General features: G+C 47.0%; 14 protein-coding genes and 1 other annotated feature (1 of these 15 cut by a window edge). Of the genes, 10 read left to right on the top strand and 4 right to left on the bottom strand.

The features are described from left to right. Positions 1-188: a binding site (T-box leader), on the top strand; it begins 51 nt to the left of the window's first position. A gap of 68 nt (positions 189-256) precedes the next feature. From pheS to rnr, 5 genes are all read left to right on the top strand, one after another. After that, positions 257-1,276, top strand: a complete 1,020-nt coding sequence (pheS, locus tag H8S75_RS04260; protein WP_055652956.1) for a phenylalanine--tRNA ligase subunit alpha — start codon at positions 257-259, stop codon at positions 1,274-1,276. Between the two features lie 19 nt (positions 1,277-1,295). Continuing rightward, a complete protein-coding gene (gene pheT / locus H8S75_RS04265; RefSeq protein WP_187019556.1) occupies positions 1,296-3,716 on the top strand; it encodes a phenylalanine--tRNA ligase subunit beta in 2,421 nt (806 codons plus the stop codon). A gap of 92 nt (positions 3,717-3,808) precedes the next feature. Beyond that, complete coding sequence (locus tag H8S75_RS04270) at positions 3,809-5,047, top strand: phosphopyruvate hydratase family protein (RefSeq protein WP_187019558.1); 1,239 nt, start codon at positions 3,809-3,811, stop codon at positions 5,045-5,047. 80 nt (positions 5,048-5,127) lie between these two features. Continuing rightward, positions 5,128-5,361, top strand: a complete 234-nt coding sequence (secG, locus tag H8S75_RS04275; RefSeq protein ID WP_002603794.1) for a preprotein translocase subunit SecG — start codon at positions 5,128-5,130, stop codon at positions 5,359-5,361. Between the two features lie 176 nt (positions 5,362-5,537). After that, positions 5,538-7,670 (top strand): ribonuclease R, encoded by a 2,133-nt coding sequence (gene rnr / locus H8S75_RS04280; RefSeq protein ID WP_301332686.1) that lies wholly within the window; start codon positions 5,538-5,540, stop codon positions 7,668-7,670. 61 nt (positions 7,671-7,731) lie between these two features. Here the strand turns inward: rnr and H8S75_RS04285 are convergent, their stop codons facing one another. The 3 genes from H8S75_RS04285 to H8S75_RS04295 form a co-directional block, all read right to left on the bottom strand. After that, positions 7,732-9,117: a recombinase family protein gene (locus H8S75_RS04285; protein ID WP_187019560.1), complete on the bottom strand. Its 1,386-nt coding sequence runs from the start codon at positions 9,115-9,117 to the stop codon at positions 7,732-7,734. Positions 9,118-9,190: 73 nt separating this feature from the next. Next, positions 9,191-9,730, bottom strand: coding sequence for a Uma2 family endonuclease (locus tag H8S75_RS04290; protein ID WP_187019562.1), 540 nt, complete (start codon positions 9,728-9,730; stop codon positions 9,191-9,193). 277 nt (positions 9,731-10,007) lie between these two features. Continuing rightward, on the bottom strand, positions 10,008-10,463 hold the full coding sequence (locus tag H8S75_RS04295; RefSeq protein ID WP_187019564.1) for a helix-turn-helix domain-containing protein: 456 nt from the start codon (positions 10,461-10,463) through the stop codon (positions 10,008-10,010). 151 nt (positions 10,464-10,614) lie between these two features. On the opposite strand from H8S75_RS04295, the gene H8S75_RS04300 reads away from it, so the two are divergent. Beyond that, complete coding sequence (locus tag H8S75_RS04300; RefSeq protein ID WP_187019566.1) at positions 10,615-10,812, top strand: hypothetical protein; 198 nt, start codon at positions 10,615-10,617, stop codon at positions 10,810-10,812. 141 nt (positions 10,813-10,953) lie between these two features. Here H8S75_RS04300 and H8S75_RS04305 read toward each other — a convergent pair whose 3' ends face one another. Then, the gene (locus H8S75_RS04305; protein WP_187019568.1) at positions 10,954-11,430 is read right to left on the bottom strand and encodes a hypothetical protein; all 477 of its coding nucleotides are present in this window, start codon (positions 11,428-11,430) and stop codon (positions 10,954-10,956) included. 95 nt (positions 11,431-11,525) lie between these two features. Between H8S75_RS04305 and H8S75_RS04310 the strand changes: the two genes are divergently transcribed. From H8S75_RS04310 to H8S75_RS04325, 4 genes are all read left to right on the top strand, one after another. Continuing rightward, positions 11,526-11,690: a hypothetical protein gene (locus H8S75_RS04310; protein WP_187019570.1), complete on the top strand. Its 165-nt coding sequence runs from the start codon at positions 11,526-11,528 to the stop codon at positions 11,688-11,690. A gap of 155 nt (positions 11,691-11,845) precedes the next feature. Further along, positions 11,846-12,013, top strand: a complete 168-nt coding sequence (locus tag H8S75_RS04315; RefSeq protein WP_187019572.1) for a hypothetical protein — start codon at positions 11,846-11,848, stop codon at positions 12,011-12,013. Positions 12,014-12,430: 417 nt separating this feature from the next. Beyond that, complete coding sequence (locus H8S75_RS04320; RefSeq protein ID WP_187019574.1) at positions 12,431-13,252, top strand: rolling circle replication-associated protein; 822 nt, start codon at positions 12,431-12,433, stop codon at positions 13,250-13,252. A 4-nt stretch (positions 13,253-13,256) separates the two neighbouring features. Then, the coding region (locus H8S75_RS04325) for a hypothetical protein (RefSeq protein ID WP_187019576.1) at positions 13,257-13,503 on the top strand (247 nt) is incomplete at its 3' end.

Here is a 13,503-nt window from a genome sequence, read left to right on the forward strand (position 1 = left end):
AGTCACCGGCTGTAAGCCCCCTTAAGTTCAGATAAGCGTTTGAATTTCCCACTGAAGCAGCATGGCAGAAACCGTCCTACGAAGACGGCGGGTAGGTCATGACGTTCATACACGTTACGTATGCCGAGTGCCTGCGCGTTCTGTGCGGGAATCAGGGTGGTACCGCGAACTCAAGCTTCGTCCCTAACCAGGGGCGGAGCTTTTTTTTGTAACCAACTCTATGTATAAGAAAAAATGATAAAAGAAGGAGAGCATGATGAAAGACCAATTAGAAAAAATCAAGGAAGATGCATTGAAGCAGATCGAAGCGTCGGACGCGCTGGAAAAGCTGAATGAGATCAGGGTCGCTTATTTAGGGAAAAAGGGCGAACTGACCAGCGTGCTGAAGAGCATGAAGGACGTTCCGCCGGAGGAGAGACCGAAGGTAGGCCAGATGGTCAACGACGCCCGCGCCATCATCGAAAACAGGCTGGAGGAGGCCAAGGCGTCTCTGGCAAAGAAGGCGAGAGAAGAGCAGATAAGAAGAGAGACCATCGACGTGACCCTTCCTGCAAAGAGAAACAATGTAGGCCACAGCCATCCGAACACCATCGCGCTGGAAGAAGTGGAGCGCATCTTCGTCGGCATGGGCTATGAAGTAGTGGAAGGCCCGGAAGTGGAGTATGATTTATATAATTTCGAAAAACTGAACATTCCGAAGAACCATCCGGCCAGAGACGAGCAGGATACCTTCTATATTAACGAATCCATCGTTTTGAGAAGCCAGACATCTCCGGTACAGGTCCGCACCATGGAGCAGGGCAAGCTGCCGATCCGTATGATCGCCCCGGGACGCGTATTCCGTTCCGATGAGGTGGATGCGACCCATTCCCCATCCTTCCATCAGATTGAAGGCCTGGTGATCGACAAGAACATCACGTTTGCCGATTTAAAGGGAACGCTGGCAGATTTTGCAAAGGAACTGTTCGGACCGGAGACTAAAGTAAAATTCCGTCCCCATCATTTCCCATTCACAGAGCCCAGCGCCGAGGTGGATGTAACCTGCTTTAAATGCGGCGGCAGCGGCTGCCGGTTCTGTAAGGGCTCCGGCTGGATCGAGATCTTAGGATGCGGCATGGTGCATCCCAACGTTCTCCGCATGAGCGGCATTGACCCGGACGAGTATTCCGGCTTCGCCTTCGGTGTCGGCCTTGAGCGTATCGCACTTTTGAAGTACGAGATCGATGATATGAGACTGTTATATGAAAATGACATTCGGTTCTTAAGACAGTTCTAGGGAAAGGAAGGGAAAAAAGATGAATACACCATTATCATGGATTAAAGCATATGTTCCGGACTTAGATGTCAGCGACCAGGAATATACAGATGCGATGACATTAAGCGGAACGAAAGTAGAAGGCTTCGAACGCCTCGACAAAAACCTGGAGAAGATCGTAGTCGGCAGGATTGACCGGATCGAACGCCATCCGGATGCGGATAAACTGATCATCTGCCAGGTGAATATCGGCGCGGAGACCATTCAGATCGTGACCGGCGCACCAAATGTTAAGGAAGGCGATAAGGTTCCGGTGGTTTTGGACGGCGGAAAGGTAGCGGGAGGCCATGACGGCGGCCCTCTTCCGGAGAACGGCGTGGCGATTAAAAAGGGCAGGCTTCGCGGCATTGAATCAAACGGCATGCTCTGCTCCATCGAGGAACTGGGTTCCTCTAAAGAAATGTATCCGGATGCCCCGGAGAGCGGCATCTATATCCTTCCTGCAGACGCAGAGGAAGGCGCAGATGCAATCGAGGTGCTGGGCCTGCGTGACAGCGTATTCGAGTATGAAATTACCTCCAACCGTGTGGACTGCTACAGCGTAATCGGCATTGCCAGAGAGGCAGCGGCTACCTTTGACAAGCCATTCCATCCTCCGGTTGTTACGGCCACCGGAAACGATGAGGACATCAACAGCTATTTAAAAGTATCCGTGGAAGACAGCCATCTTTGCCCGCGTTACTGTGCAAGAATGGTGAAAAATATCAGGCTCGCCCCGTCACCGTCCTGGATGCAGAGACGTCTGGCCGCCTGTGGAATCCGCCCGATCAACAATATCGTGGATATCACCAACTACGTAATGGAAGAATACGGCCAGCCCATGCACGCGTTCGATTATGACCTGCTGGCAGGCCATGAGATTATTGTCAAATGTGCAAAGGACGGCGACGTATTCCAAACCCTGGATGGTCAGGAGAGAAAGCTGGACAGCACGATTCTGATGATCAACGACGGGGAAAAGGAAGTCGGCATCGCAGGCATCATGGGCGGTGAAAACTCCAAGATCACCGATGATGTGAAGACCATGGTATTTGAATCCGCATGCTTCGACGGCACCAACATCCGTCTCTCCGCAAAGAAGGTCGGACTCCGTACCGATGCTTCCGGAAAATACGAAAAGGGTCTTGATCCCAACAACGCCGAGGAGGCGGTAAACCGTGCCTGCCAGTTGATCGAGGAGCTGGGCGCCGGTGAGGTCGTCGGCGGCATGATCGACATCTATCCGGAAAAGAAAACGGAAAAGAGAATTCCATTTGAGCCGGAGAAGATGAACCGGCTTCTGGGAACAGATGTCTCCGAAGAAACCATGCTGGGCTACTTTAAGAAGCTGGATCTGGGATATGACCCCGATAGACGTGAGATTATCGTTCCAACCTTCCGTCAGGATTTAAACTGCATGGCCGACATGGCAGAAGAAGTGGCCAGATATTACGGCTATGACAAGATCCCGGTAACGCTTCCGTCAGGAGAGGCCACGACCGGAAAATTATCGTATAAGCTGCGTGTGGAAGAGGTAGCCAGAGAGGTTGCGGAGTTCTGCGGATTCTCCCAGGGCATGACGTATTCCTTCGAGAGCCCGAAGGTATTTGACAGACTGAAGCTTCCGGAGGACAGCCCGCTTCGTAAGACGGTGGGAATCTTAAATCCGCTGGGCGAGGATTTCAGCATCATGAGAACCTCTCCGCTGCACGGTATGTTAAACTCCTTATCGACAAACTACAACCGCAGAAATAAAAATGTCCGTTTATACGAACTGGCAAATATCTATCTTCCGAAGTCTCTTCCCCTGACAGAACTGCCTGACGAGCGGATGCAGTTTACACTCGGAATGTACGGTGACGGTGATTTCTATGACATGAAGGGCGTGGTTGAGGAATTCTTCGACAAAGCCGGTATGCACAAGAAACCGCACTATTCTCCGGAGGACAAAAAGAGCTTCCTTCATCCGGGCAGACAGGCCGATATCGTCTACGACGGAGTTACTGTAGGCTATTTAGGCGAGATTCATCCGGATGTAGCGGATAACTATAAAATCGGTGAGAGAACGTATGTGGCTGTGATCGATATGCCGTCTATGATTCCGTTCACCACATTCGACCGCAAGTATACAGGCATCGCGAAGTATCCGGCTGTATCCAGAGATATCAGTATGGTGGTGCCGAAGGACGTGCTGGTGGGTCAGATCGAAGACGTGATTGAGCAGCGCGGCGGAAAGCTTCTCGAGAGCTACCAGCTGTTCGACATCTACGAGGGCGCTCAGATCCTCGCAGGCTTTAAGTCTGTGGCCTACTCCATCACCTTCCGTGCGAAGGACCACACGCTGGAGGACAAGGAAGTCGGCGCGGTCATGAATAAAATATTAAATGGTCTGCAGGCGCTTGGAATTGAACTGAGAGCATAAACGGTCGTATATTCTTGCGTCACCGGGTATAAAGTGCCGGAGTTGTGTTCATCCTTACAGAAAATGGATTGTTTTGTAAGGAGGAATACGTTATGGCGGAAGGTCTTGAAATTATAGAGGTGATCGGGCGCAGAATGCTGGATTCAGAGGGATTGCCGGCCGTGGAGGCGGAAGTGGAGCTGGAAAACGGCGCCCGGGGCCGCGCCATGGTAGCGCTCTGCGAGGACAGCGAAGACACGGACCGGGTCATGGAGGTACTGTCGGAGTGCGTACTGTTTGAGGACGCGTCAGACCAGAGAGGCATTGACAAGCTGCTGGAGGAGGGCGCTTCTTCCTGCGGAATCAGGAAATGCGGCGGTTTCTTAACTGCGGTATCCATGGCGGTTTCCAGGGCAGCGGCGGCCGGCCTGGGAATGCCTCTTTACCGGTATCTGGGCGGAACGGCGCCTGGACGCCTCCCGGTCCCCATGATGACGATGATCAGCGGCGGGAGATACGGAAGGAACAACTCACTCGATCTGGAATCCTATATGGTAGTCCCTGTGGGCGCCGCCTCCTTTGGCGAAGGCGCCGAAAAATGCATGGAGGTATATCAGGCATTAAAACGGCTTCTCACCATCTCGGGATATCAGACCGGGGTGGGAGACGACGGCGGCTTTGTACCGGATTTGAGAAATTCGGAGGAGGCTCTGGAATATATCATGGAGGCCATGATGCTGTGCGGCTATGAGCCGGGGAAAGATATGTGTCTGGCCATCGGCGCAGGTGCGGAATCACTCTTCGACGAAGGTACCGGGTTCTATCAGTTTAAAGGGGAAAGCCATATGACAGGCGTACCGGTCGAGCGGGACAGAAATGATATGATCGGTTTCTATATTCGTCTGCTGGACGGATATCCGGTCTGCGCCGTGTTCGACGGGCTGGCGGAAGCGGATGCGGACGGATGGGGAATGCTGACCAAGATGCTGGGAAACCGGGCTGTATTTATCGGGCAGCACAAAAACCGGGAACCGGGCTGCTTAAAGCCGGGGGAAAGAGACTGGGCCTGCCTTGCAGACTGGGACGGCGTGGAGGAAAACGCAGCAGGCATTTCCATGTGCGGAGCGAAGAGCGTGACGGCGGCCATGGAGATTGCGGATCTGGCCAAAAGAAACGGGCTGAAATTAGCCGTGTCCCAGGGATACGGTGAGACGGAGGATCCGTACGCTGCCGACTTTGCCGCGGCTGTAAACGCAGACTGGATCAGGGCGGGCGCGCCGTGCCGGTCGGAGCGGACATCGAAATACAACGAGCTTCTGAGAATCGAAGAGTGGATGAAAGTAAGTATATAAAAATACAAAAAATGCAGTTGTATTTATGGAAAAAATATGATATGATTACCATGTTTGACTATAGGAGGTGGAAAAGGGACATGATCAGAACGATTTTATCAATCATATTTGTTATCATATGTATAGCATTATCTGCAATTATTTTGCTGCAGGAAGGAAAGACACAGGGCTTGGGTTCCATCGGCGGTATGGCGGATACTTACTGGGGAAGAAACAAAGGCCGTTCCATGGAAGGTAAACTTGAGAAATTTACAAGATACGGAGCGATTCTGTTTTTCGTTCTCGCGTTAGTATTGAATCTGAATATACTGTAAAGATTAAACACTCTTGTGGTTAGGCGGCAAGGGTGTTTTTGTTTCACAGGAAAATTCATCCGGTGAAGCAAGTGCCTTCCGGCGCGGGAGTCCGGCGGCCGGACTATTTACGTTCCTTCCGGGCATAATGATAAAAGCAGAGGGAACCGCAGCGTAAAACAGAAAACGAGGAAATTATGACAGAGGAACAACTGACACAGAGAAAGAACATGATATTACAGCTGGTGGAAGAACCGGCCTACGTTCCGATGAAGCTGAAGGAGATGGCGATTCTTCTCGATGTGCCGAAGGGGCAGAGAGAAGAGCTGAAGGAAGTGCTGGATGCACTGCTGTCTGAGGGAAAGATTGGCATTTCCAAAAAAGGAAAGTACGGCAAGCCGGATATCGGCTCCATAACCGGTACGTTCAGCGGCCATCCGAGGGGCTTTGGCTTTGTGACCGTGGAAGGACGGGAGCAGGACGTCTTTATACCAGAGGATAAGACGGCTGACGCTATGAACGGCGATACCGTACAGATTACCATCGAGACAGAGGGCGAGGGCTCAAGACGGGCAGAAGGACGTGTCCTGCGTGTTCTGGAGCACGCGAACCGGACCGTGATCGGATATTACCAGAAAAATAAGAACTTTGGATTTGTCATTCCGGACAACCAGAAGATTGGTAAGGACATATTCATTCCTCAGGGAAAGGATATGGGGGCTGTGACCGGTCACAAGGTGGTAGCCGTGCTTACGGACTTCGGCGGAAGCCAGAAGAAGCCGGAGGGCATGATCACGGAGATTTTGGGCCATGTAAACGATCCGGGAACGGATATCATATCCATCGTGAAGGCGTATGGTCTTCCGGAAGAATTCCCTGACGAGGTGATGGAGCAGGTGGAAATGGTCTCCGACGAGGTCACGGATCGCGAGCGGGAAGGCAGACTGGACCTGCGCAGCCTGCAGACCGTCACCATCGACGGCGAGGATGCGAAGGACCTGGATGATGCGATTTCCGTATCGAAGGAGAACGGTGTGTATACATTGGGCGTCCACATTGCGGATGTCAGCCACTATGTGACGGAGAACAGCCCGTTGGACGAGGAGGCGCTTAAGAGGGGAACCAGCGTCTATCTGGTGGACCGGGTGATCCCCATGCTTCCCCATAAGCTGTCCAACGGAATCTGCTCCTTAAATCAGGGGGAGGACCGTCTGGCGCTCAGCTGCATCATGGAGATCGACGAAGCGGGCAATGTGACCGGGCACCGGATCGCAGAGACGCTCATCAACGTGGACAGGCGTATGACCTATACGGCGGTAAACGCGGTTGTGACAGACCGTGATGAGGCGGTGATGAAGGAATACGAGGAGTTTGTCCCCATGTTCCTTCTTATGAAGGAGCTGGCCGATATCCTGAGGGAGAAGCGGAAGACGAGGGGATCGATCGACTTCGACTTCCCGGAGACCAAGGTGATTCTGGACAAAAACGGAAAACCGCTGGAGATCAAGCCGTATGAGCGGAACGCGGCGACGAAGATTATCGAAGATTTCATGCTCATCGCCAATGAGACTGTGGCGGAGGACTATTTCTGGCAGGAACTCCCGTTCCTGTACCGGACCCATGATAATCCCGACCCGGAGAAGATGAAGAGTCTGGCCACGTTTATTAATAATTTCGGCTACTCCATCCGGTTCCATAACGGAGAGGTCTATCCGAAAGAGGTCCAGAAGCTTCTGGTGAAGGCGGAGGACACACCGGAGGAGGCGCTGATCAGCCGTCTGGCGCTGCGTTCCATGAAGCAGGCCAAGTATACTGTGGTGAATACGGGCCATTTCGGCCTGGCCGCCAAGTATTATACCCACTTTACCTCACCCATCCGGCGGTACCCGGATTTACAGATTCACCGGATCATCAAGGAGAACCTGCGAGGCGGGCTGAGCGAGAAGAGAACGGCCCACTACGATAAGCTTCTAACCGGCGTATCGGTCCAGACCTCCGCTATGGAGCGGCGGGCAGATGAAGCGGAGCGCGAAACCGTGAAGATGAAGAAGTGCGAGTATATGGCGGGCCATATCGGCGAGGTATATGGCGGCGTCATATCGGGAGTCACAAACTGGGGACTCTACGTGGAGCTTCCCAACACAGTGGAAGGCCTGATCCGGGTAAGCGAGTTAAAGGACGACTATTACCATTTTGATGAAGAGCATTTAGAATTGATCGGCGATATGACGAGGAAGGTATATAAACTCGGTCAGCCGATCCGCGTCATGGTCACAGGAACGGATAAGCTGGCCAGGACGATCGACTTTATTCCCGCTGCGGAGGAATAACAGGAGGATAGAAGGATGGGGAAAGAGAGTTTCAAAGTACTTTCTTTCAAATTAACAAATGCTAGAAATTCCAGTAAACCCGTATGTTTTCCCCATCCACCTCAACTTTTTTAATTAGGATGCTGACTATATCGCATTTTACTACGTAATCGGAATCATGTATTTTCGATGCCATATTTATGATTTCGTCAGTATCTAAAGTGTTTTTAGAAGATAGGAGGGCTTTAACCTTTTCACGTTCCTGGTTAAGCTCTCTTATTTTATCATCAATTTGGCTCTTTGGTATCGAGCCAAAGCTATAAAGATCGATAAGGCGTTCCTGACGGGAATCAATCTGCTTTAATTGCTGAACGAGGGCAGTGGTATCTTCATGCTTTTCTTGTGCAGTCCAATTGATAGATTTTAAAGATTCGATCTGTTCAATTACAGCTTGTTCAAGCTCATCTTGTCTGAATATCTTTGATGGACATTTTATTTCTACATCTGCCTTTCTACCCTGACAAGAATAATATCCATACTCTTTTTTTGATCCATGTTTTTTTACTTGTGAATTCCTACGGTAATATGGCCGACCACATAGTTTACAGTAAGTGATACCAGACAGCATATACTTATTGTAAGTCGCATGTGCTCCAAATGTAGATAAATAAGTATTTAAGCGGTCATTTGCTTTTTCAAAGAGCAGATCATCAATAATAGGCTGATGTTGCCCGGGGAAGTACTCGTCATTGAACTTGACCATTCCAATATATACTTTATTTTGAATTGTATATGTGATTCCGCTGCTATCGGTCCAACCACCATATTTATTGGAATATTTTCCAGATAAATACCGGCCTATATTTCGTACATTATAAGTCATTCCAGGAATTCCGTTGGCAGTAATGGAGAAGAGTTCCTGTATTTGCATGGCTTCATAATCATTGATGATGAGATTTCCGTCAGAATAGTCGTATCCAATAGGCGGGCGACTGGTCCCTTTCCAGTATCCTTTCCGTGCACGGCCTTTCATTCCCATAGACATACGTTCTTTTATATTTTCCCGCTCAAGTTGTGCAAAGGTTGCAAGAAGACCGATGGCGGCGCGCCCAAAGGGCGTTCCCGTGTCAAAACTCTCATTCATTGATACAAAGGCAATATCATTTTTTAGAAATACATCTTCTATTAGGAACATAGTATCTTTTTGAGAGCGTGAAAGACGATCCAGTTTATAAACAAGGATTACATCATAGTGTTTCACTTCTGATATAAGTCTGTTCAACTCTGGACGGTTCATATTAGAACCGGAATATCCGGGATCAATATATTCTCCCGTTATAGTCCATTGCATAGCGTTTGAATACTGTTCTAAGCGCTCTTTCTGTTCTCCGATGGAATATCCCTCCATGGCCTGTTCTGTAGTGGATACGCGGATATAAATTGCGCAACGCATTTTTTTCTTATCCATTGTGTCATTCCTTCCTTAAGTACTGATGAGTGGTACAAAATACGCCCCTTTTGATTTAGGGGCGTATTTTGCATTACAGAAGATCGGAAATTTTGATCTTCAAATCTTCATAAATATTAGCCTGAAGGATATCATCGAATGAAAACTGTCCAGTATTGTCTTCATGCTCCAGATCGTAGATCATAACAGATTTTTTCATGGGGTTTACAATCCAGTATTCCCGAACACCCGCCGTCCTGTATCGGAACAGCTTCACCTGATAGTCCATTTTCTGACTGGTTGGTGAAACGATTTCTATAATCCAGTCAGGCGCACCTTTGCACCCATGTTCTGTGAGCTTGTTTCGGTCGCATATAACGGAAATATCAGGCTCAAGCCATGTGTGGTCGTTGGCCTCCAGATCGACGGCGAATGGGGCAGGAATCACTTCACAATCGCCATTGTGATCTGCGATATAATTTCCGATTATCCGCCCAAGCTGGAATACAAGACGTTGGTGCGTGTGGCTGGGGGGGGCCATGGAATAGAGCTGGCCGTCGATCAGTTCGGCACGGTCACCATCCGGGAGGTTCCAGTAATCTTCTGAGGTAAAGACACGTTTCGGTAATGGCATAGCAGCACGTCCTTTCTGAGGTGATGGTTTCATTAGGAAAAATATACCATAAATACCATAAACTCTCATCATATATAATAATGTGTGCACCTGGTCTTATCATAGAAAGTGTGATTCTATGAATATTAAGTACATAAGATTATGCAGAGATGATATATATGCAATTATATTTCGCAATATCAAAACTATATACTACAATACGGACTTCATAGGAAAGACACAATTATACATCTATAAGTAAACTGAAAATTTATGATAATCATGGTAAGATCAGGTGTTATCCGACCTCTTTATCATGATCGGTAACCAGTTGGAATTGTGCCTCCAACTCTTCGGCAGTATCCGGTACGCTGTCATATAGACTCCCGTATGAAGAGGGAGTGAACTTTTCCTTGAAATGGCTTAAAATAGCTTTTCTTATTTCAGGGTCTAATTCAAAGTATGTTTTTACTATCTCTACCTCTAAATCAGTACCTCCTCTTTCCTCAATAAATTTATCAAGGCTGAATGTGGGAGGTTGTATATACATTGGCTCTATGCCATCACGTAACCAAACTTCACTAAGATTATAAGCAAAACATATAGATTTTATGAAACGATCAGTCACGGTCGCTCCGTCACGTTCAGTACCGCTAACGCCAGTTTGTGCCATTCCTAAAGATGCCGCAAATTGGCGTTGATTCATTTTTAAGACATCTTTTCTAAAATATCTAATGCGTTCATTAATATTCATGTTTATCACCTCGCTTTCCATAATACAATTATAGAATAACGCTCAGCGTTCAAAAAGTCAATATAAATTATAAAAAATGCTTGACTTTAAACGATAGACGTTATATATTTAGAATATAAGAACGGTAAACGTTCAAAAAGGAGGTGATAACATGACGAAAACTAAAATGGAGGTAATGCTTCCGGTAGAGGACATGCAGGAAGCCAAGGAAGTAGCAGAATTTCTTGAATGCATGACAGAAAAGGGGCAGAGGGCATTTATGAACTTTGTCCGTGGCTCAAACTTCACAGCCCACTTTCTTACTGGGGGTGGAGGAGACGGCAGCAGGCCAGGAGAGAGGATCGCGTAAGCGTGGGTAAATATTGAAAAAATGAAAGCGAGGTGAAAGGGATGTGGGTTTCAAGGAAGAAGTGGGAAGCCATAAAAAAAAGAACCATTGATATTGAAAAATATATACAATATCAACGGCCTGATAAGGGAGTGAGAGAAATTAGCCTATATGCAGATAATGAGATATGTCTGAAAGAATTACGGATTTGTGTATCTTCCCACGATTGGTGTTTATTGAAAAGTCAACCTTGCTTCCAGGAGTTAATGAGATTTGTTCACAGTTTACAAACTCAAGAAAGTAAAGGCAGCCTTGTTTAGCAACCAAATTTATAGGAAACATTGGACTTTTAATTAAATCGTTATCGTTTCCCCTTATTTTCTTGGGAATAAGCTCACAACAAGTCTCAACTCCATTGTATACCAGAGTAACAGACATGATGCATATCGGTAGAAATGATTGATTTTGGAAGTGAATAAAGAATTGAGCAATTTTCCCAATGTAAGTTGTATAGTCGTATATCTCAATATCAATTTTCCTTTGAGATGTTATGAAAGTATATATCCATCCCAGAACCGTACCAACAGAACCTATAAGTGCCAAAACGAAAGTAATATTGTCTTTTGTAAACAAATCCATGACATGTCCTCCCTAGTTTTTATGAGGACAGTATATCATTGCCACGATATTTAGTGCAACAAGAAAATGAGGTGATGAGTTGAGCGGGAGAGAAGATGGACGAGATGAACAAATATCTTATGGAAGAATTGATGCTTAAAAAACTTGCAGAAGTATACAAGCACCTCAGGAAACCGAATCTTAACATGGTTTTGTTTGGTGCTAGTCTGTTACTGACAAGCCAGAACATGATGGACTCCCAGCCACGCAAGACAGGCTGATGGGCGGAAGATGGAGGAGACGGAAGCAGGTCGGGAGAGAGACGTGCGGCCAACAGCGCACGTTGATGATTTTAGAAAGAACGAGGAAAATAAAAGCAAATAATACCAATGCACTGATGGGGTATAGTTAGAATTTAGCCAGGAGGTGAGGGTGGATGGGAATTAAGGTAATCAACATTATGAAAGATGGACGGGAACTGGAATCGCTGGAAGGAGTTGAAGCGCCGGACATTTTATATGACATTATTTTGAAGGATTATAGAGCTAGAGGAATTGAACTTGTTCCGATTGGACAGACAGCAGTCCAAAGGGAAGCACATTGAAAACCTCATAATGAAGGAGAATGCTGGGTGATCCGGCATGAAGGGACAAGCAATGCAGAGATTTATTAAAAAAGTCAGGAAACCTTATTGGACATGTCCGTACTGTGGGGATAACCTTGATACATTTGAGCAATGTAAATGTAGAGATCATGAACCGAATAAGGAAGCAGAGGGACAGGCTCTCCAGATAAAAATGGAAGAATGGGGGCAGTACCGATATGCAGTACGTTGACAATAAAAGAGCGCATATAGTTACGCTAATAACTATATGCGCTTGTCCGTTAGGACAGTCTGTTTGCACAGACCCAACATCAATTTAATTATAATCTGTGCAAACTGGAAAGTCAAGGAAATAAGCGGATTTGACCGCATTTCTCACTTGTTAAAAGGACTAACTTTACAGTATGGGAGACAGGAATGTACAGATATAAATTAATAGAGTATAAGGCAGGAGCAACCATAGAAGTTATAAAGTGCATCCCTAAGTCAGAGCGTAAGGGATGCAGTGGGGTAAGAGGTAAAAAGGTTAAGAAAACCAAAGAAGAGATGCAGGAAGCGAATATGAGGCAGGCAGCCCGTAAACTTGCGATAAAAATAAATGCGAACTTTAAACCGGGTGACTGGCATTTGATACTGACTTATAAGGATCCCAAACCGGATCGCAAGCAGGCTCAAAAAAACATAGGTGATTTTCTTTCCAAACTGAGAAAAGAATACAGGGAAATAGGCTTTGAGCTGAAATACATACAAGTCACAGAATACCTTCATAAAAGAATCCACCATCATCTTATCATCAACCATGTGAAGAGTAACAAAAAGACAACTCTGGAAATCACAAGAGAATTGTGGAAAGATCATGGCCGCAGGCAGTTTGTACCGCTATATGAAGAAGGAGAATATAAACGTCTGGCAGAGTACATGATTAAAGAAACCGAAAAGACATTCCGGGATGAGGGGAATCCGAGTAAACAGCATTATTCCTGTAGCCGTAACCTGATCATGCCGAAACCGGAACGAAGACTGGTTCCGGTTAAAAAAGGGTGGGATGTAAATCCAAAACCCCGTAAGGGATATTACATAGAGAAAGACAGTCTCTACAACGGGTTTGATAAGCTGGGGTATCCGTATCAGCGTTACACAATGGTTAAGCTTAATCCGGTAGATACAGACTGGGAGCCGTATGGTGTATTTCCAATTGATCAAGGACAAGGGAGAGATTATGACCAAAGGATATGTTAAGGCAGTGATTTGTAACTATGATGTTAATCGTTTAAAGGATTCGATTAAAGTAGGGGACAAGCTGATCTATAGAACGATATTCAAGGATATCTTAGACGAACGGGTATCCATATCGGTGATGGAACCGGTAATAGTAGTTAAGAAGTTTGATAATTTGGTACAGGTGAAATATACAAAACGATCAGACACATGGCCTTTAAAAACAATGAAATATGAAGAGATATTATTCCAGAGAAAGGGCCTGGACTGGA

This window comes from Hungatella hominis (assembly GCF_014288005.1).
GTDB classification, from domain to species: domain Bacteria; phylum Bacillota; class Clostridia; order Lachnospirales; family Lachnospiraceae; genus Hungatella; species Hungatella effluvii.